Annotated in this window: 12 protein-coding genes; 5 read left to right on the top strand and 7 right to left on the bottom strand. The window is 71.3% G+C overall.

All coding sequences use genetic code 11. The features are described from left to right. Positions 1 to 36 precede the first annotated feature (36 nt). Together KAK03_RS03260 and KAK03_RS03255 are read right to left on the bottom strand one after the other, a co-directional pair. The gene (locus KAK03_RS03260) at positions 37 to 738 is read right to left on the bottom strand and encodes a winged helix-turn-helix domain-containing protein (RefSeq protein ID WP_210851730.1); all 702 of its coding nucleotides are present in this window, start codon (positions 736 to 738) and stop codon (positions 37 to 39) included. Beyond that, positions 713 to 2,326, bottom strand: coding sequence for a sensor histidine kinase (locus KAK03_RS03255; RefSeq protein WP_210851729.1), 1,614 nt, complete (start codon positions 2,324 to 2,326; stop codon positions 713 to 715). The genes KAK03_RS03260 and KAK03_RS03255 overlap by 26 nt, the downstream gene beginning before the upstream one ends. A gap of 57 nt (positions 2,327 to 2,383) precedes the next feature. Here KAK03_RS03255 and KAK03_RS03250 point away from each other — a divergent pair, with 57 nt between their 5' ends. Then, entirely contained in the window at positions 2,384 to 2,884 is a 501-nt protein-coding gene (locus KAK03_RS03250) for a DUF2478 domain-containing protein (protein WP_210851728.1), read from the top strand. A gap of 69 nt (positions 2,885 to 2,953) precedes the next feature. Here the strand turns inward: KAK03_RS03250 and KAK03_RS03245 are convergent, their stop codons facing one another. The 3 genes from KAK03_RS03245 to KAK03_RS03235 all read right to left on the bottom strand — a co-directional run bounded on the left by KAK03_RS03245 (position 2,954) and on the right by KAK03_RS03235 (position 7,660). After that, positions 2,954 to 4,678 carry a methyl-accepting chemotaxis protein gene (locus KAK03_RS03245; protein ID WP_210851727.1) on the bottom strand — a complete coding sequence of 575 codons (1,725 nt, stop codon included), beginning with the start codon at positions 4,676 to 4,678 and terminating at the stop codon, positions 2,954 to 2,956. A 195-nt stretch (positions 4,679 to 4,873) separates the two neighbouring features. Then, positions 4,874 to 5,347, bottom strand: coding sequence for a cyanophycin metabolism-associated DUF1854 family protein (locus KAK03_RS03240; protein ID WP_210851726.1), 474 nt, complete (start codon positions 5,345 to 5,347; stop codon positions 4,874 to 4,876). Positions 5,348 to 5,353: 6 nt separating this feature from the next. Beyond that, positions 5,354 to 7,660, bottom strand: coding sequence for a cyanophycin metabolism-associated ABC transporter (locus KAK03_RS03235; RefSeq protein WP_210851725.1), 2,307 nt, complete (start codon positions 7,658 to 7,660; stop codon positions 5,354 to 5,356). Between the two features lie 152 nt (positions 7,661 to 7,812). Between KAK03_RS03235 and KAK03_RS03230 the strand changes: the two genes are divergently transcribed. Both KAK03_RS03230 and cphA read left to right on the top strand, forming a co-directional pair. Beyond that, positions 7,813 to 10,014 (top strand): cyanophycin synthetase, encoded by a 2,202-nt coding sequence (locus tag KAK03_RS03230; protein ID WP_210851724.1) that lies wholly within the window; start codon positions 7,813 to 7,815, stop codon positions 10,012 to 10,014. A gap of 33 nt (positions 10,015 to 10,047) precedes the next feature. Next, entirely contained in the window at positions 10,048 to 12,612 is a 2,565-nt protein-coding gene (cphA, locus tag KAK03_RS03225) for a cyanophycin synthetase (RefSeq protein ID WP_210851723.1), read from the top strand. 74 nt (positions 12,613 to 12,686) lie between these two features. Here cphA and KAK03_RS03220 read toward each other — a convergent pair whose 3' ends face one another. After that, a complete protein-coding gene (locus KAK03_RS03220; RefSeq protein ID WP_210851722.1) occupies positions 12,687 to 13,193 on the bottom strand; it encodes a hypothetical protein in 507 nt (168 codons plus the stop codon). Between the two features lie 272 nt (positions 13,194 to 13,465). Here KAK03_RS03220 and KAK03_RS03215 point away from each other — a divergent pair, with 272 nt between their 5' ends. Further along, a complete protein-coding gene (locus tag KAK03_RS03215; protein WP_210851721.1) occupies positions 13,466 to 15,232 on the top strand; it encodes a CocE/NonD family hydrolase in 1,767 nt (588 codons plus the stop codon). 95 nt (positions 15,233 to 15,327) lie between these two features. Here KAK03_RS03215 and KAK03_RS03210 read toward each other — a convergent pair whose 3' ends face one another. Beyond that, positions 15,328 to 15,819 (bottom strand): hypothetical protein, encoded by a 492-nt coding sequence (locus tag KAK03_RS03210; protein ID WP_210851720.1) that lies wholly within the window; start codon positions 15,817 to 15,819, stop codon positions 15,328 to 15,330. A gap of 234 nt (positions 15,820 to 16,053) precedes the next feature. Here KAK03_RS03210 and KAK03_RS03205 point away from each other — a divergent pair, with 234 nt between their 5' ends. Next, the gene (locus tag KAK03_RS03205) at positions 16,054 to 20,592 is read left to right on the top strand and encodes a beta strand repeat-containing protein (RefSeq protein WP_210851719.1); all 4,539 of its coding nucleotides are present in this window, start codon (positions 16,054 to 16,056) and stop codon (positions 20,590 to 20,592) included. Positions 20,593 to 20,602 lie beyond the last annotated feature (10 nt).

Genomic DNA, 20,602 nt, shown 5'->3' with positions numbered 1-20,602 from the left:
TGCGGGCGGGCGCATCAGGAGCGCATAAGGAACGCCTCAGCCGGCCGGTGGCATCAGCCGGTAGCCGACGCCGGGCTCGGTCAGCAAGCGGCGCGGCGCGGCGGGCTCGTCCTCGAGCTTGGCGCGCAGCTGCCCCATGTACAGGCGCAGGTAGTGGGTGTGCTCGGTGAACTCGGCGCCCCAGACATCGGCCAGCAGCTGGCGGTGGGTGACCACCTGGCCGGCGTTGCGCACCAGGCGCGCCAGCAGATTGAACTCGGTGGGCGTGAGGTGCACGTCGGCCCAGTCACCGCCCTGCCGGCGCTGCACGCGGTGCGCGGCCAGGTCGACGCGCAGGCCGTCCTGCTCGTAGCGCGTGACCACCGGCGTTGCGGCGTGGCCGCGGTGGCGCCAGGCCACGCGCATGCGCGCCAGCAGCTCGCCCAGCGCGAAGGGCTTGACCAGGTAGTCATCGGCGCCGCCGTCGAGCAGGCCGATCTTGCCGGCGTCGTCCTGCCGCGCCGAGATGACGATGACCGCGAAGGCGTGGCGCCGCCGCACCTCGGCCAGCAGCGCGGCGCCATCGCCGTCGGGCAGGCCCAGGTCGAGCAGCAGCATGTCGGGCAGGCTGTCATGCGCCAGCAGCGCGCGCGCCTCGGCCACGCTGGCGGCGTGGCGCACCTGGTGGCCCTCCACCTCCAGCGCGTCGCGCAGCGTGGCGCCCAGCGCGCGGTCATCCTCGACCAGCAGAACCTTCATCGGGCAGCACCAGGGGTTCGGGATCGGGGCCGACAGGGGCCTCGTGCAGCGGCAGCAGGCATTCGAAGGCGCTGCCGCCGTGGCCGCGCCGGCGCAGCTTCATGCTGCCGCCATGGGCCTCGGCGATGGCGCGGCAGACCGCCAGGCCGACACCGGCGCCGCGCGCCGCGCGGGCCGACTCGGGGCCACGGCGGTAGACCTCGAAGACCTGCTCGCGCTCGGCCGGCGGCAGGCCGGGGCCGCGGTCGCGCACCGCCAGCAGCAGCTGCTCGCCCTGGCGCCGCGCCAGCAGCTCGATGGGGCTGTCGCCCGGGGCATAGGCCAGCGCGTTGTCGACCAGGTTGTCCAGCAGCTGAGCCAGCAGCACCGCGTCGCAGCGCAGCAGCGGCAGACCGGGCTCGGTGCGCGCATGCAGCCGGGTGGTGCTGCCGCGGGCTCGCCACTGGCCTTCGGCCTCGCGCTGACGCGCACGGTGCAAGGCGGCGCCGACGATCTCCTCCGGCGACTCCCAGTCCAGCCGCAGCGTCACGCCGGGGGCATCCAGGCGCGCCAGCTGCAGCGTGTTGTCGGTCAGGCGGGCCAGCTGCGTGGCCTGGTCGCGGATGGTCTGGGCCAGCGCGCGGCGCTGCTCGGCCGAGCGCTGCGCGCCCTGGTCGATCAGCGAATCGGCGGCGCCCAGGATGGTGGCCAGCGGCGTGCGGTAGTCGTGCGACACCGCCGCCAGCAGCGCGTTGCGGGCCTGCTGGGTGCGGGCCTCGGCGCGGGCCAGGTCTTCGGCCTCGCGCGACTGGCGGCGCTCCAGCGCCTGGCCCAGCTGGTCGCACAGCGCCTGGGCATGGCGGCGGGCGTCGTCGTCGATGCGGCGCACCGCCTCGCCGCGCAGCAGGGCCGCGCCCAGCACCGCGGCGCGGCCACGCAGCGGCAGGTACCACTGCGGCAGGTGCTGGTGGCGGCCGGTGCCGGGGCCCATGGCCTCGCGCTGGCGCAGGCAATGGGCCAGGCCGGCGGTTTCCTCGGCATCGGTGGCGCCCAGCGCGAACAGGCGCGGGTCGGCGGCGTCGACGGGCGAGGGCTCGCCGGGGCGCAGCCCGGCGCCGCGCAGCACCCACAGCGCGGCCGGGCCGCCGGCCAGGTCGGACAGCATCTGCTGCAGCTGAGCCGCCTCGGTGACGGGCTCGTCGCAATCACGCGTGGCCTCGCCCCACTGGCGCAGCTGCTCGGCGCGGCGGGCCCAGCGCCGGGCCTCGGCCAACTGGCGGCGCAGCGCAGCGCTGAGCGCCGCCACCACCCAGGTCACCACGGCCATGCCGACGAGCAGCCAGACATGCTCGCTGCCGTCCACCGTGAAGCTGCCGCGCGGCGGCACGAAGGCCCAGTTGAAGCCCAGCACCGACGCGGCACTGACCAGCAGCGACCAGCCCACCGGCAGCCAGGGCGTGGCCAGCGCCGAGCCGGCCACCAGCAGCAGCGACATCGTGGCCAGGTCCAGCCGGCCATCGAGCAGCAGCAGGCCGAGCCAGGTGACGGCCCAGACCAGCAGGCCCGGCAGCAGTCGGGTGGCGGCAGGGGGCTCGGAATGCATGGGCATGGGGGCAGCTTGGCGGTCGGCGCGTCAGGAAAGCATATGTCTGGCTATGATCCTGCCATGCACCTCGCCGCCCTGCAGCACAACGGTACGCTGGACATGGATGCCCTGCTGGCCGACACCGCCGCGCGCGCCCAGGCCGAGGGCCTGCGGGTGCGCGGCCTGATGATGACCTGGCCCGATGGCGCCGCCGCCTGTGGCGCGATGGTGCTGAAGGACGTGCAGACCGGCGAGTCCTTCCTGGTCTCGCAGGACCTGGGCCCGGGCGCCACCGGCTGCCGCGTCGACACCCAGGGCTTCGCGCGCGCCAGCGTGGTGCTGCGCCGCGCGCTGGACGAGCAGCCGCCGCCCGACCTGGTGGTGATCAACCGCTTTGGCGGCCTGGAGGCCGAGGGCGAGGGCCTGGCCGATGAGCTGATGGCCCTGCTGGCCGCCGGCGTGCCGGTGCTGACCGCCGTGGCCGACAAGCATGCCCAGGCCTGGGCGCGCTTCAGCGGCGGCTGGCCGCTGCTGGACCCGCAGGAGCTGCCGGACTGGCTGGCGGCGTTGCCGGGCCGCTGACAGGGCCGCTGAAGGGGCCGCTGACAGGACCGGGCCACCGGGCCGGGCCACCGCCCGGCCTGTGATCGATCAGAAGGTGGCCCAGTCGCCGTCGTCAGCACTGGCGGTGGCCGCCACTGGCGCCGGGGCGGCCGGGCGCGCTGCGGCGGCTGGGGTGCTGCGCTTGGGTGCCGCAGGGGCCGCCGGTGCCGCGCGAGGGGCCGGTGCCGGGCTGGGCGCCAGCGTCACGGCACCGATGCGAAAGCCGGCCACCACGCCGCTGAGGCGGCCCGCCTGCTCGCGCAGGCTTTCGGCGGCGGCGGCACTCTGCTCCACCAGCGCGGCGTTCTGCTGCGTCATCTGGTCCAGCTCGGTGATCGCGCGGTTGACGTCGCCAATGCCCTGGCTCTGCTCGGCGGCGGCCGAGCTGATCTCGCCGACCACGTCGGTGACGCGCTGCACCGAGGCGACGATCTCGTCCATCGTGCGGCCGGCGTCGCCCACCAGGCGGGCGCCGGACTCGACCTTCTCGACCGAGGTGCCGATCAGGGTCTTGATCTCCTTGGCGGCCGAGGCCGAGCGCTGCGCCAGGCTGCGCACCTCGCCGGCCACCACCGCGAAGCCGCGGCCCTGCTCGCCGGCGCGCGCGGCTTCCACCGCGGCGTTCAGCGCCAGGATGTTGGTCTGGAAGGCGATGCCGTCGATGACGCCGATGATGTCGGCGATGCGCTGGCTGGACTGGTTGATCTCGCCCATCGTCGAGACCACCTGCGAGACCACCTCGCCGCCCCGGCGGGCGGTGTCGGCGGCCGAGGTGGCCAGCTGGTTGGCGGTGCGGGCCGAATCGGCGCTCTGGCGCACGGTGGCGGTCAGCTGCTCCATCGCCGAGGCGGTCTTCTCCAGGTTGGAGGCGGTCTGCTCGGTGCGCTGGCTGAGGTCGGCGTTGCCGCTGGCGATCTCGCCCGAGGCGGTGCCGATCGAGTCGGTGGCCTGGCGGACCTGGCCCACCATCTGGCGCAGGCCGGCCAGCATCTGCGACAGGCCGTCGAACAGGCTGCCGGCCGGGGCCGCGGGGATCGGCACGTCCAGCCGGCCCTGGGCCACCTCGGCCACGATGGCCCGGGCCGCGGCGGGGTCGCCGCCCAGCGTCAGGCGCACGCTGCGCGCCAGCGTCCAGGCCAGCGCCACCAGCAGCGAGGTGGTCAGCAGCACCGCCACGGCGCCGCGGATCACCGTGGCGCGCACCTCGGCGAAGACGTCGTCCATGTACAGGCCCGAGCCGACCATCCAGTCCCAGCCGGGGACCTTGACCACGTACTGCAGCTTGGGCACCGGGGTGTCGGAGCCGGGGCGCGGGAACCAGGTGTCCACGAAGGCGCGGCCGTCGGCGCTGTTACGCAGGCCTTGCTGGAGCAGGCCCAGCACGTCGCCGCCGCGGCCGTCCTTGATCTTGCCCACCATGTTCTGGCCGTTCCACTCGGGCTTGATCGGGTGCATCACGCCGGTGCCGTCGAGCGCCCAGATGTAGAAGTAGTCGCTCTTGCCGTCGGCACCACCGTAGCGGGCGCGCTTGACGGCCTCGGCCGCCGCCGCCTGGGCGTCGGCCTGCGAGAGCTTGCCGGCCGCCGCCTGGTCCTGGTAGGACTGCACCAGGCTGGCCAGCGACTGCACCGCGGTCACCAGTTGGGCCCGACGGCCCTGCTCGATGTGGCGGGCGTCCATCCAGACGGCCAGGCTGGCCGTGCCCAGCACGGCGACCAGGGCCACCGCCAGCAGCAGGCGGACCTTGTGTTGGAAAGAGAGGTTGGCGAACATCGGCCCATGTCTCCGGCAGCCTGGACGTGCCGCTGGGCGGCCTTCTCGCGGCCGCACCGGCGCTGCTCCCGCCACGGCCGCGGCCAGCCGCCCTTGGGGGCAGCTGACACACCAAGCGTTACTGTGCCGCGCGCCGGGCCCGGACAAAGCCGGCAAAAGCGCCCGCGCAGGCCGGCAAATCGGCCGCCGCGCCGCTCAGAGGAAGCGTTCGAGCAGCTTCTTCGAATGCCGGTCCAGCGCCAGCAGGTCGGGCACCTCGAAGACCACGCCGTGGCCGCTGGTGATCAGCAGCCGGCCGCGCTCGGGCAGGCGGCGGATGTCTTCCTCCACCTTCAGCACCAGCGTGGCCGGGCCGCGGTCGGTCTCGACGGTCCAGGTGCTGGGCGTGGAGAAGGTGGACACGGCGACGATGCGCTGGATGCGCGGCACGAACTCGCGCGCGGCCAGTTCGTCCTCGATCAGCCGGCGCGGCGCGTCTGGCAGGGCCGAGAGCCGCTCGATCCAGACCAGCTCATGGCCGGCGGGGCCGACCAGCGAGACGCCCTCGTCAGGCGCGGCGATCGGGAAGGCACGCACGGGCAGCACACCGACGTGCTCGCTGCCGTCGGCCAGCGTGCAGACCAGGCGGCCCAGCGGGTTGCGGGTGAGGGTGAAGGCGGGGGTGCTCATCGTCGATCAGGCGCCGGTGTGGGCCGAAGGTTGCGGCTGGCGAGCCAGCAGCACGGCGTCGTGGTCGGAGCCCTCGTCGTCCTCGGCCTCGGCCTTGCGGGCCTGGGCTTCGTAGAGGCGCCAGTAGTGGCCCTGGCGCGCCATCAGCTCGTCGTGCGGGCCGACCTCGACGATCTCGCCGCGGTCCATCACCACCAGCCGGTCGGCCTTGCGCAGCGTGGACAGGCGGTGGGCGATGGCGATCGTGGTGCGGCCCTGCACAAGGTTGTCCAGCGCCTTCTGGATTTCCTTCTCGGTCTCGGTGTCCACGGCCGAGGTGGCTTCGTCCAGGATCAGGAACTTCGGGTCGATCAGCAGCGCGCGGGCGATGCTGATGCGCTGGCGCTCGCCGCCGGAGAGGCCCTGGCCGCGCTCGCCCACCAGCGAGTCGTAGCCCTGCGGCAGGCGCAGGATGAAGTCGTGCGCATGGGCGGCGCGCGCGGCGGCCACGATCTGCTCGCGCGTGGCATCGGGCCGGCCGTAGGCGATGTTCTCGGCCACGGTGCCGAAGAACAGGAAGGGCTCCTGCAGCACCAGGCCGATGTGGCTGCGGAAATCGGCCACGGCGATGCGCCGCAGGTCGATGCCGTCCACCTTGATCGAGCCGTCCGTCACGTCGTAGAAGCGGCAGATCAGGTTGACCAGGGTGCTCTTGCCCGAGCCGCTGTGGCCGACCAGGCCGATCATCTCGCCGGGCCGGATCTCCAGGTTCAGGCCGCGGATCACCGAGCGGTTGCCGTAGCGGAACGAGATGTTCTCCATGGTCACGCCGCCGCTCAGGCCGCCGGGCGGCAGCTTGGCCGGCTCGGCCGGGTCGGGCACGTTGGAGACGTGGTCCAGGATGTCGAAGATGCGCTTGGCGCCCGCCGCCGCCTTCTGGGTGACCGAGACGATGCGGCTCATCGAATCGAGCCGGCCGTAGAAGCGGCCGATGTAGGCCAGGAAGGCGCTGAGCACGCCCACCGTGATCTGGCCCTGGCTGACCTGCCAGATGCCGAAGCCCCAGACCACCAGCAGGCCGATGTCGGTCAGCAGCGCCACGGTGGGCGTGAACAGGCTCCAGACCTTGTTCAGGCGGTCGTTGACCTGCAGGTTGGCCTGGTTGGCGGCGCGGAAGCGGTTGGCCTCGCGGCGCTCGGCGGCGAAGGCCTTGACCACACGGATGCCGGGGATGGTGTCGGCCAGCACGTTGGTGACGTCACCCCAGGCGCGGTCGATCTTCTCGAAGCCGGTGCGCAGGCGGTCGCGCACGGTGTGGATCATCCAGGCGATGAAGGGCAGCGGCACCAGCGTGACCAGGGCCAGCCAGGGGTTGACCGAGAACAGGATGATCGAGGTCATGCCCAGCATCAGCACGTCGGTGGCGAAATCCAGCGCGTGCAGCGACAGGAAGACCGAGATGCGGTCGGTCTCGCTGCCGATGCGGGCCATCAGGTCGCCGGTGCGCTTGGCGCCGAAGTAGTCCAGCGACAGGCCCAGCAGGTGTTCAAAGGCCGTCGTGCGCAGGTCGGCGGCGATGCGCTCGGAGACCAGCGCCAGGATCCAGGTGCGCGCCCAGCCCAGGCCCCAGGCCATCAGGCCCGAGCCCAGCAGGCCGGCGAGCAGCCACATCACGTAGGTGGGATCGATCTTCTGGCCGTTCTGGAACGGGATCAGCACCTCGTCCATCAGCGGGATGGTCAGGTAGGGCGGCACCATGTGCGCGGCGGTGGAGGCCAGCGTCAGCAGGAAGCCGGCCAGCAGCTGGCCGCGGTAGGGGCGGGCGAAGCGCCACAGGCGCAGCAGCACCCAGGTGCTGGGCGGGGTGTTGAGCTCCCGGGTGCAGATCGGGCACTCGTCGGAGTCGTCGGGCAGGGTGTTGCGGCAGGAGGGGCAGCGGGTCGGGTCGTCGCCCTCGGGCGCATGGCCGTGGGCGCGCGCTTCCTGCAGCTGCTCGAAGCGCTTGACCAGGCGCAGCGCCTGCACGTTGGCGCCCAGCGTGAAGCGCCAGCGCTGCTGCAGCACCTCGCCCTGCACCAGCTCCAGCGTGCCGACGCCGGCATGGTCGGCGTGGCGCAGGGTCTGGCCGTCGGCCAGCGGGATCGCCTGCCAGGGGCCGTCGCCGCTGCGGCTGAGCAGCTGGCGCTCGGTCAGCAGCAGCCAGCCGCCGGCAAAGTGCAGGTCCTCGTCCAGGTCAACCGCGAGCTGGGCGAGCACGTTGTCCCGCTCATCGAGCGGTGCTCCCAGGGGCACGGTCGGTCGGGGGGTCTGGGCGTCGGAATGGGCGTGGGGCATCGGGGCTGGCGGGCGGGAAGACCGCCTCTGGCGCTGATTTTCCGCGATTTGCGACACCCGGGCCCGCCCGGACACCATGCCCGCCGCCTCGGTTCACAATCGGGGCGAGGCCCCGACGGGTCCACCCCCCACCTGAAGCCACCCACCACCCCATGACAGCGCGTCCCCGAGAGATCCAGCTTCAACGCATCACCTACCTGCGCGGCCCCAACATCTGGACCTACCGCTCCGTGCTGGAGGTCTGGCTGGATCTGGGTGAGCTGGAAGACTGGCCCTCGAACAAGCTGCCCGGCTTCAACGCCCGCCTGCTGGCCCTGCTGCCGGCGCTGGCCGAGCACCACTGCGGCGTGGGCGAGCGCGGCGGCTTCCTGCAGCGCCTGGACGAAGGCACCTGGGCCGGCCACATCCTCGAGCACTGCGTGATCGAGCTGCTGAACCTGGCCGGCATGCCCACCGGCTTCGGCCAGACCCGCAGCACCAGCCAGCACGGCGTCTACCGCATGGTCTTCCGGGCCCGCGACGAGCAGGTGGCCCGGGTGGCGCTGGCCCAGGGCCATGCGCTGCTGCATGCGGCCATCCGCGACGAGGCCTTTGATGTGGACGCCGCGGTGGCCGCGGTGCGCGATGCGATCGACGACTCCTTCCTGGGCCCGTCCACCGCCTGCATCGTCTCGGCGGCTACCGACCGCCGCATCCCGCACATCCGCCTGAACGACGGCAACCTGGTGCAGCTGGGCCACGGCGCCCGCCAGCGCCGCATCTGGACCGCCGAGACCGACCTGACCTGCGCCATCGCCGAGAACATCGCCGGGGACAAGGACCTGACCAAAACCATCCTGAAGGCCTGCGGCGTGCCGGTGCCCGAGGGCGTGTCGGTGTCCAGCGCCGACGAGGCCTGGGAGGCCGCGCAGGACATGGACGCCCCGGTGGTGATCAAGCCCAGCGACGGCAACCACGGCCGCGGCGTGACGCTGGACCTGACCCAGGAGGCCGACGTGCGCGCCGCTTTCGAGCTGGCCGACAAGCATGGCTCCGAGGTGCTGGTGGAGCGCTACATCCGCGGCAACGAGCACCGCCTGCTGGTGGTGGGCGGCAACGTGGTGGCGGTGGCCCGTGGCGAGAGCGCCTGGATCACCGGCGATGGCCGCAGCACCGTGACCGAGCTGATCGACAGCCAGATCAACTCCGACCCGCGCCGCGGCACCACCGAGGCCCATCCGCTGAACCGCCTGGACATCACCGAGGACGAGGTCATCGTGCTCGACCTGCAGCGCCAGGGCCTGACCGGCGCGTCGGTGGTGCCGGCCGGCAAGCGCGTGCTGGTGCAGCGCAACGGCAACGTGGCGATCGACTGCACCGACGAGATCCACCCCGACGTGGCGCACCACGTGTCGCTGGCGGTGCGCGCGGTGGGCCTGGACATCGCCGGCGTCGACCTGGTCTGCGAGGACATCGGCCAGCCGCTGGAAGCGCAGGGCGGGGCGATCGTCGAGGTCAATGCCGGCCCCGGCCTGCTGATGCACCTGAAGCCCGCGGTGGGCCAGCCCCGCCCGGTGGGTCAGGCCATCGTCGACCACCTGTTCCCGCCCGAGGACGACGCCGCCCACCCGGGCCGCATCCCCATCGTCGGCGTGGCCGGCAGCCGCCATGGCGCGCTGATCGCCCGCGCGGTGGCCTGGCTGATCCACCTGACCGGCACGCCCACCGCGCTGGCCTGCCGCGACGGCCTGTTCCTGGGCAGCCGCCGCATCGAGCGCGCCGGCAAGCAGTTCTGGGACGCCAGCCACCGCCTGCTGATGAACCGCGAGGCGCGCGCCGCGGTGTTCGAGAACGACGCCGGCCTGATCCTCGGCGACGGCCTGCCCTACGACCGCTGCCAGGTGGGCGTGGTCACCGACACCGACGGCTGGCAGGGCCTGGCCCACCACGATGTGTTCGACGCCGACGCGATGTTCAAGGTGCTGCGCACCCAGATCGACGTGGTGCTGGCCGACGGCGTGGGCGTGCTCAACGCCGCCGACCCGCGCATCGCCGGCATGGCCGAACTGTGTGACGGCGAGGTGCTGATGTACGCCGTGGACGGTCCCGAGGGCCTGCCCGCCGCGCTGACCGAGCACCTGGCGGGGGGCGGCCGCGCGGCGGTGCTGCAGGCCGGCCGGGTGACGCTGCGCTCGCCCCAGGGCGACCTGAACGGCCCCGACCTGCACGGCGTGCTGGGCCGCAAGGGCCGCGGCGGCGACGCCGGCCTGGCCGAGGCCCTGCTGGCCGCCGTGGCCGCCGCCTGGGGCTATGGCATCACCCCAGAACTGATCGCCGCCGGCCTCGAGACCTTCGAGCTCAACGCCGCCGCCTGACACCACACGACCCGCCCCACAAGAAGTCGAACCATGGACATCTCCCGCATCCGGGCCCTGCGCGGCCCGAACCTCTGGAGCCGCCACACCGCCGTCGAGGCCATCGTCGCCTGCTCGTCCGAGGAGCGCGCGCTGACCACGCTGCCGGGCTTCGAGGACCGCCTGCGCGCGCTCTTCCCCGGCCTGGGCGGCCTGCGCCGCCAGCCGGACCAGGTGTCGCTGGCCCATGTGCTGGAAGCCGCCACGCTGGCGCTGCAGTCGCAGGCCGGCTGCCCGGTGACCTTCAGCCGCACCACCGCCACCGTCGAGGACGGCATCTACCAGGTGGTGGTCGAGTACACCGAGGAGGAGGTCGGCCGCCGCGCGCTGGCCGCCGCCGAGGCGCTGATCCAGGCCGCGCTGGCGCCGCAAGGCAGCTTTGACGCCGCCGCCGCGATCGCCGCGCTGCGCGAGCTGGACGAGGACGTCCGCCTGGGCCCGTCCACCGGCTCGATCGTCAACGCCGGCCTGGCCCGCGGCATCCCCTACCGCCGCCTGACCCAGGGCAGCCTGGTGCAGTTCGGCTGGGGCAGCAAGCAGCGCCGCATCTGGGCCGCCGAGGTCGACTCCACCAGCGCGGTCAGCGAATCCATCGCGCAGGACAAGGACCTGACCAAGACCCTGCTGCGCGCCGCTGGCGTGCCGGTGCCGCTGGGACGCCCGGTCGACTCGGTCGACGAGGCCTGGGAGGTGGCCGAGGAGATCGGCCTGCCGGTGGTGGTCAAGCCGCAGGACGGCAACCAGGGCAAGGGTGTGACCGTCAACATCACCAGCCGCGAGCACCTGGAGCTGGCCTACAAGGCGGCCGAGGAGATCGGCCAGCCGATGGTCGAGAAGTTCCTGCCCGGCAGCGACTACCGCCTGCTGGTGGTGGGCCACAAGCTGGTGGCCGCGGCCCGGCGCGACCCGCCGCTGGTGATCGGCGACGGCGAGCACACGGTGCGCCAGCTGGTCGAGCAGGTCAATGCCGACCCGCGCCGCGGCGACGGCCACGCCACCTCGCTGACCAAGATCCGCTTTGACGACATCGCGGTGGCGAGGCTGGAGATCCAGGGCCTGACGCCCGAATCGGTGCCGGCCAAGGGCCAGCGCGTGATCCTGCGCAACAACGCCAACCTGTCCACCGGCGGCACCGCCACCGATGTGACCGACGACGTCCACCCCGAGGTGGCGGCGCGCGCGGTGGCGGCGGCGCAGATGATCGGCCTGGACATCTGCGGCGTCGATGTGGTGTGCGAGAGCGTGATCCGCCCGCTGGAAGAGCAAAGCGGCGGCATCGTCGAGGTGAACGCCGCGCCGGGCCTGCGCATGCACCTGTCGCCGTCCTTCGGCAAGGGCCGCGCGGTGGGCGAGGCGATCATCAACCACCTCTACCCGCCCGGCGAGGACGGTCGCATCCCGGTGGTGGCCGTCACCGGCACCAACGGCAAGACCACCACCGCGCGCCTGATCGCCCACCTCTTCGCCGCCAGCGGCCTGCGAGTGGGGATGACCAACACCGATGGCGTGCACGTCAACGGCCGCCAGATCGACTCGGGCGACTGCTCGGGCCCGAAGAGCGCGCGCAATGTGCTGATGCACCCGGATGTGGACGCCGCGGTGTTCGAGACCGCCCGCGGCGGCGTGCTGCGCGAGGGCCTGGGCTTCGACCGCTGCCAGGTGGCGGTGGTCACCAACATCGGCGCCGGCGACCACCTGGGGCTGAACTACATCACCACGGTGGAAGACCTGGCGGTGCTCAAGCGCGTCATCGTGCAGAACGTGGCGGCCAGCGGCTTCGCGGTGCTCAACGCCACCGACCCGCACTGCGTGGCGATGGCGCCCGAGTGCCCGGGCGGCGTCATCTACTTCTCGGCCGACCGCCACCACCCGGTGCTGGCCACGCACCGCGCCCAGGGCCAGCGCTGCGTCTACATCGACGACGGCCACCTGGTGGCCGCCGAGGGCAGCGCGCGCGAGGCGATCGCGCTGCGCGACATCCCGCTGACCCGCCACGGCACGATCGGCTTCCAGGTCGAGAACGCGATGGCCGCCACCGCCGCGGCCTGGGGCGCCGGCCTGCACTGGGACGCGATCCGCGCCGGGCTGTCGAGCTTCGTCAACGATGTCGACGGCGCGCCCGGCCGCTTCAACGTGATGGACTACCGTGGCGCCACGCTGATTGCCGACTACGGCCACAACCCCGATGCGATGCGCGCGCTGGTCTCGGCGGTCGAGGCGATGCCGGCCAAGCGCCGCTCGGTGGTGATCAGTGGGGCGGGTGATCGCCGCGACGAGGACATCCGCGAGCAGACCCAGATCCTGGGCGCTGCCTTCGACGAGGTCATCCTGTACCAGGACGCCTGCCAGCGCGGCCGCGAGGACGGCGAGGTCCTGGGCCTGCTGCGCCAGGGCCTGGAAGGCGCCGCGCGCACCCGCCAGGTGGATGAGATCCGTGGCGAGTTCGTGGCCATCGACACCGCGCTGGCGCGGCTGCAACCGGGCGACCTGTGCCTGGTGCTGGTCGACCAGGTCGAAGAGGCGCTGGCCCACCTGGCCAAGCGCTGCGCTGAGGGCTGATGCCGGGCTGAAACGCGCGCGGCGCCCGCAGGCGCCGCGCGGCAGGAGCGGGGCTGCTGACCCCGCGCCGGTCATCACTTCTTCAGCAGCCGGACTTCGGTGTTGAAGTTGTGCAGGGCGCTCGCGACGCTGGTGTAGACGTGCGTGGTCACGGTGTGCGTACCGGTGGTCACCGACACGCCACCGCGGTGGCTGAAGCTGGTGAAGCCGGTCGTCGGGACGCGGGTCAGGAACGGGCAGTTGTCGGTGCTGACGCCGTCCACGCGCAGGCAGATCGCGCTCGAGGCTTCGCTGGCCGTCGGCGCGACCTGCGCCTCGGCCACGACCATCACATAGCAGCCGGCGGTGGCGGTGCAGTTGACGGTCTGGGTGCTGCCGTACTGGGTGATGGTGGCCGCCGGGATGGCCGTGCCGCCGGCATTGCCGACCTCGTGGTAGACCTTCAGCAGCTTCAGGGGCGTCGAGAAGGCCTCGGGCTGGGCCTTGGCCTTGTCGGCGCCAGAGCCGGCCATCGCCAGCGAGGACAGGGTCAGCAGCGCGGTGGCGGCGAGGGTGAGGATCGGGGTCTTCGAGCGGATCATGGTGGACTCCTGTGTAGGCGGTGGAAGCCGGTCCCTGCGCCCTCCCCGTCTTTCGGGGCCCTCCGGCCTCGGGATCTGCCAACGCCAGTGTCGGAAATGCCGCCAGTGCAAACAATGCCCTGGACAGGGGGGGCGTGTTGTGGAAGCCAGGCCGTGGGGACCTCAAACAGGGGGGATGGTGGCCGCGCGGGCCGATCCGGCTGCTGGCGCTTCCCCTGTCGCGAAGACCGATCGCACCTGTTAGCGTTCCGCGCTGACAAGGAGTTGCAAGCATGTCCCCTTTCTCGAAGCCCCTGGCCGCCCTGCTCGCCCCGCTGCTGTGGCTGGCCAGCCACGCGACAGCAGCCGAGCGCCCCTGGGTGCAGGGCCAGCGCACCGTGCCCTACTTCGCCAACGCGATCAAGGAAACGGTGCTGGTCGATACGGGCTTCGACCGCGACAACAACGGCGTGGTGGACACCATCCGGGTCGAGATCACCCGGCCCGAGACCGCGCCGGGCGTGCGCCTGCCACTGATCATCCACGCCTCGCCCTACTACTTCAAGCGCAGCCGCGGCGCCTGGGAGCCGGCCTTCTTCTCCACCCGCGGCTATGCAGTGGCCACGGTGGCCTTGCCGGGCACCGACTTCTCCACCGGCTGCGATGACGTCGGTGGCGACTTCGAGGTCAAGGGCACCAAGGCAGTGATCGACTGGGCCAATGGCCGGGCCGTGGGCCGCTACCTTGATGGCAGCACGGCCGACGCCACGCAGTGGACCAACGGCCAGTCCGGCATGATCGGTGTGTCCTGGGATGGCACCATCGCCAATGCGGTGGCCTCGACGGGAGTCAAGGGTCTGAAGACCATCGTGCCGGTGGCGGCCATTTCCAGCTGGTACGACTACACCCGCAGCCACGGCATCCCCTACTACACCGAGCATGTCAGGTTCCTGCACGAGTACGTCAGCAACTTCGACAGCAGCACCTGCAGCAACCTGACGCCTGAGCTGCAGGCCCGGTCGGATGACCTGAGCGGCAGCTACAACCGGTGGTGGTCGGTGCGCGACTTCCGGCTGGATGCCTCGAAGATCACCGCCAGTGTCTTCGTGGTGCATGGCCTGACCGACGAGAACGTCAAGACCGGCCAGTTCGGGCTGTGGTGGGACGAGCTGGCCCGCCACGGCGTGGCGCGCCGCCTGTTCCTGCACCAGGGCCAGCATGTCGAGCCCTACAGCTCGTTCGGCAGCACCTACACGACACCGCTGCTGGCCTGGTTCGACCACTACCTGCAGGGCCTGGACAACGGCATCCCCACCGCGCCGCAGGCCATCATCCAGCGCGAGAACGGCACCTGGTCGACGGACGCCACCTGGCCGCCCGAAGGCACGACGATGCACACGCTCAAGCTCAGCGCGCCGCTGGCCCGACGGGCACCGGCGCTGAGCACCGCATCGGCCACGGTGGGCACGGCCGAGCGCTACCTCAGCTTCACCCAGTCCTCGGCCTATTCGACCGACAGCATCGTCAGCAACCCCACGCAGGCGCGCAGCGACCGCCTGGTGTTCCTGTCCAATGCGCTGGCGGCGCCGCTGCGCCTGGCGGGCACCACCACGGTCACGCTGCGGGTGCAGGTCAACCAGCCCACGGCCGGCCTGCAGGCGCGGGTGGTCGACTACAACGGCAGCTCGGCCTATGTGGTCACGCGCACCATGGCCGACGTGGGCCACCACAGATCGCTGTCGGTCAAGAAGACGCTGGTGCCGGGCGAGTGGTACACGATCAGCTGGACACTGAACACCGATGACCGCATCTTCGCCACCGCCCACAACCTGGGCATCGTGATCAGCGCCGAGCAGGCCAATCCGCTGATCGCCTACCAGCCGGTGACGGTGACGGTGGACACGCAGCGCTCCTCGGTCACGATGCCGCTGCTGGGCGACCTGGGCAGCCTGGCGTCGGTCAAGGCGGTGGCCCCGATCTCGGCGGCGACGATCGAGTCGCCGATGCGCCTGCTGGACCGCGAGGAATTCATCCGCGAGTTTGTCGAGGGCAGCCGCTGATCGGTCCGAGCCCCTGAAACAGACACGGCGCCCCGCGGGGCGCCGTGTTCCTGTCCGGGTGGGTGTCAGGCTGCGTGTTCACGCAGCCGTGACACTCACTTGTACAGCTTGACCTCGGTGTTGTAGCGGTGCAGCGTGGTCGGGTTCGACACATAGGCCTCCATGGTCACCGTGTGGGTGCCAGTGGTCACCGCAATGCCGGTCTGGTAGGTCATCACGGTGAAGCTGGTGGTCGACACCGGGGTGTTGAAGGGCGCGTTGATCGTCGCGCCGTCCACCTTGATCACGATGGCCGAGGGGTTGACGGTGGCCACACCGGCCACCTGGGCGTTGGCGTTGACCATGATGAAGCAGCCGGCCGTGGCAGTGCAGTTGACGGTCTGCGTGCTGCCATAGGGGTTGAAGCCGGAGACCAGCGCGGTGCCATTGGCATTGTTGGTCTCGAAGTAGGTCTTCAGCAGCTTCAGGCCGGCCGTGAAGGCCTGGGGCTGCACATTGGCCTTGGCGCTGGACACATCGGAGCCGGCCCAGGCGGACAGGCTCAGCAGGGCGGTGGCAGCCACCAGGGCGGGGGTGAAGGTCTTCATGAGGGTACTCCTGGAAACATCGTGGGTAGGGCTCGCCGCCGCGCTGAAAGCCGCAGCGGACGGCCGCAGTCTGTGCCCGCAGTGCGGCGGCGCCAAGGCCACAGTCGTGGGGGGGCGGATGGTCGCGGCCTTCCGTCTCCCTGGGAACCGGGCCTGGCGATCTGGCTTCGATCTAGGGGGGCGTGAGCCGCTGGGGTGACGGATCCGGCGTGAACCGGACACAAGGAGTCCACCATGCGCACCACCCGCTCTTCCTGGCAGTTCGACGCCAACGGCCTGTTCGGCGCCGCCGATGTCGGTCCCATGGACAACATCGTCGGCACCGAGGACGACAACTTCCTGGGCGACACCTCGGGCAACGACGTCATCTGGGGGCTGGGCGGCAACGACACCCTGCTGTCCACCCAGGGCTTCGACGTGCTGCTGGGCGGCAGTGGCGACGATCAGTACCTGACCAGTTCGGCCAGCTACACGCTGATCCAGGACGAGTCGGGTGACGATCTGGCCGGATTGGCGCTGGCCAACTCCGACACCGGCTTCACCCGGCTGGTGGTGCGCGACGGCGCGGGCGACCAGATCGCCGACCTGACCTGGCAGTCCGACCGCGCCACGATCGAGGCGGCCGACGCGGCCGGCGTGCGCTTCGACTTCATGCGCTGGAGCGGTGGCTCCTGGAACATCCAGCACCAGGTCGAAGGCGTCGAGCACTTTCAGGTCACCGGCAGCGACTCGAATGACCTGCTGCTGGCCCGCGGCAGCAAGGGGGTGGCCTTCGACGGCCGTGGTGGCTTCGACACCTTCGTGGCCAACTGGTCCAGCGCGACAGACGACATCAGCTGGGTCAACACGCCCACGCTGACCCAGACGGTCAACGGCATCCAGGTCGCCGGCGTGGAACGGCTGATCCTGCGCACCGGCAGCGGCAATGACACGATCGACAACCGCGGCAATGGCTCCAGCGCCGACGACCTGATCACCGGCGCCGGCAACGACTGGGTGGCGATCGACCAGGGCACGGTCGACACCGGCAGCGGCGACGACACGATCACCCAGGCCTGGGGCAGCGTGGATGGCGGGGACGACAGCGACACGCTGCACATGGGCGGCATCTACAACTCCGACACCGGCATCACCCGCCTGCTGGCCTATGACGCCAGCAACACCCTGGTGGGCGATCTGAGCACCAACAGCAGCCGCGCCGACATCGAGAACGCGCTGACCAGCGCCACCCAGTTCGACTTCACCAGCTGGTGGAGCGGCGGCTGGCGCACCCAGCTGCACACCGCCAACATCGAGCACTGGACGGTCAACGGCAGCAACACCGCCGACCTGATCGTCGCCCGGGGCGACGGCGACAGCTACGCCGGCAATGGCGGTTTTGACAGCTTCTACGCCGACTGGTCCGGCGCCAGCAGCGACATCAGCTGGGTCAACACGCCCGCCAGCGCGCAGACCGTCAATGGCATCAGCGTGTCGGGCTTCGAGCGCCTGATCCTGCGCACCGGCAGCGGCAATGACACGATCGACAACCGCGGCAATGGCTCCAGCGCCGACGACCTGGTCACCGGCGCCGGCAACGACTGGGTGGCCATCGACCAGGGCACGGTCGACACCGGCAGCGGCGACGACACGATCACCCAGGCCTGGGGCAGTGTGGATGGTGGCGACGACAGCGACACGCTGCACATGGGCGGCATCTACAACTCCGACACCGGCATCACCCGCCTGCTGGCCTACGACGCCAGCAACACCCTGGTGGGTGATCTGAGCACCAACAGCAGCCGCGCCGACATCGAGAACGCGCTGGCCAGTGCCACCCAGTTCGACTTCACCAGCTGGTGGAGCGGCACCTGGCGCACCCAGCTGCACACCGCCAACATCGAACACTGGACGGTCAACGGCAGCAACACCGCCGACCTGATCATCGCCCGTGGCGACGGCGACAGCTACGCCGGCAACGGCGGCTTCGATACCTTCTATGCCAACTGGTCTGGCGCCAGCAGCGACATCAGCTGGGTCAACACGCCCGCCAGCACGCAGACCGTCAACGGCATCAGCGTGTCGGGCTTCGAGCGACTGATCCTGCGCACCGGCAGCGGCAATGACACGATCGACAACCGGGGCCATGGCTCCAGCACCGACGACCTGGTCACCGGCGCCGGCAACGACTGGGTGGCGGTGGATCAGGGCACGGTGGACACCGGTGACGGCGACGACACCATCACCCAGGCCTGGGGCAGCGTGGATGGCGGCGCCGACAGCGACACGCTCGCCATGGGCGGCGTCTACAACTCCGACACCGGCTACACCCGACTGATCGCCTACGACGCCAGCAACACCCTGGTCGGCGATCTGAACTACACCAGCAGCCGAGCCAGCATCGAGAACGCGCTGGCCAGCGCCACCCAGTTCGACTTCACCAGCTGGTGGAGCAGCGGCTGGCGCACCCAGCTGCACGCCGCCAACATCGAACACTGGACCGTCAACGGCAGCAACACCGCCGACCTGATCGTCGCCCGTGGAGACGGTGACAGCTACGCCGGCAACGGCGGCTTTGACAGCTTCTACGCGGACTGGTCCGGCGCCAGCAGCGCCATCAGCTGGGTCAACACGCCCGCCAGCACGCAGACCGTCAACGGCATCAGCGTGTCGGGCTTCGAGCGCCTGATCCTGCGCACCGGCAGCGGCAACGACACGATCGACAACCGGGGCAACGGCTCATCCACCGACGACCTGGTCACCGGCGCCGGCAACGACTGGGTGGCCGTGGACCAGGGCACGGTGGACACCGGCAGCGGTGACGACACGATCACCCAGTCCTGGGGCAGTGTGGATGGCGGTGACGACAGCGACACGCTGACGATTGGCAGCCTGTACAACTCGGACACCGGCTACACCCGGCTGCTCGCCTACGACGCTGGCGGTGCGCTGCTGGGCGACCTGAACTACGGCAGCAGCCGCGGCGACATCGAGAACGCGCTGGCCAGCGCCACCCAGTTCGATTTCGTCCGCTGGAGCAGCGGCTGGCAGACCCAGCTGCATGCGGCCAACATCGAGCAGTGGAGCATCACCGGCAGCGCCACCAACGACCTGATCGTCGCGCGCGGTCAGGGCGGCAGCTACGCCGGCAACGGCGGTTTTGACAGCTTCTACGCCGACTGGTCCGGCGCCAGCAGTGGCATCAGCTGGGTCAACACGCCCGCCACCACGCAAACGGTCAACGGCACCAGCGTCTCGGGCTTCGAGCGCCTGATCCTGCGCACCGGCAGCGGCAACGACACGATCGACAACCGGGGCAACGGCTCATCCACCGACGACCTGGTCACCGGCGCCGGCAACGACTGGGTGGCGGTGGACCAGGGCACGGTCGACACCGGCAGCGGCAACGACACGATCACCCAGGCCTGGGGCAGCGTGGACGGCGGCGCCGACACCGACACGCTGACGATCGGCAGCCTCGCCAACTCGGACACCGGCTACACCCGCCTGCTCGCCTACGACGCTGGCGGTGCGCTGCTGGGCGACCTGAACTACGGCAGCAGCCGCGCCGCCATCGCGGCCGCGCTGGCCGGCGCCACCCAGTTCGACTTCGTCCGCTGGAGCAGCGGCTGGCAGACCCAGCTGCATGTGGCCAACGTCGAGCAGTGGAGCATCACCGGCAGCGCCACCAACGACCTGATCGTCGCGCGCGGTCAGGGCGGCAGCTACCACGGCGGCGGCGGCATCGACACCTTCTATGCCGACTGGTCGACCAGCACGAGCGCCGTGATCCTGGGCAGCACCGAGCTGCCCAACAGCGTGCAATGGAGCGGCTTCGAGCGCAGCCTGATCACCGGCAGCGTGTGGCGCGACCAGCTGGACCTGTCGGCCAACAGCGGCAGCGACGACGTGATGGCCGGTGCCGGCAACGACACGATCAGCGGCATCGGCGCGGGCGACACCGTGACCGGCGGCACCGGCAGCGACGTCTACCAGGTCACCGCCAGCGGGGCGGTGCTGGTGGAGGACGCGGGTGGCGGCATCGACGAGGTCTGGAGCACGGTCAACTTCACGCTGGGCGACAACTTCGAATCACTGCGCCTGCAGGGCAGCGCCGCGCTGGAAGGCACCGGCAATGCCCGCGCCAACGAGATCAGCGGCAACGTGGGCGACAACCTGCTGCGCGGCATGGCCGGCAACGACCTGCTGCTGGGCAACGCCGGGCTGGACCAGCTCAACGGCGGCGCGGGCGCCGACACCCTGCGCGGCGGCGCCGACAACGACCGGCTGGTCGGCGGCGCGGGGGTCGATCAGTTCGTGCTGGAAGCCAGCGCGGCGGCCAACGGCCTGGACAAGGTGCTGGACCTGCAGGCCGGCATCGGTGGCGATGTGGTCGACCTGAGCGCCTTCTTCGGGCCGGCCGGCGCCACCGCGCTGGACGGCAACCCCGGCGGCGGCACCAGCCTGGATGCGCTGGCGCCCCCGCTGACGCTCAGCGGCCAGCACCTGTTCGCCGTGGCCGGTGATTTCGGTGCCGATGGCCCCAGCGCCAAGGAGCTGGCCACGCTGCTGCAGGGCACGCGGGTCGACGACGGCAGCCACCAGGTCATCCTGGTGCAGGACCTGCTGAGCGGCCAGGGCCACCTGTTCTTCGTCGAGGAGCGCACCGGCGACGGCAACAACCGGCTGCAGGCGAGCGAACTGCACGAGGTGGCCCAGCTGACGCTGGAGGGCGGCCTGCCCAGCAGCGCGCTGTGGGCCGAGAACTTCCTGCTCCCCGCCATCGGCGGCTGAGCATCGGCCG

The sequence above is a fragment of the Ideonella alba genome (genome assembly GCF_018069845.1).
Lineage (GTDB): Bacteria > Pseudomonadota > Gammaproteobacteria > Burkholderiales > Burkholderiaceae_C > Ideonella > Ideonella alba.
Note: the sequence above shows the minus strand (reverse complement) of the source record. Positions and strands in the feature narration are given on the sequence as shown.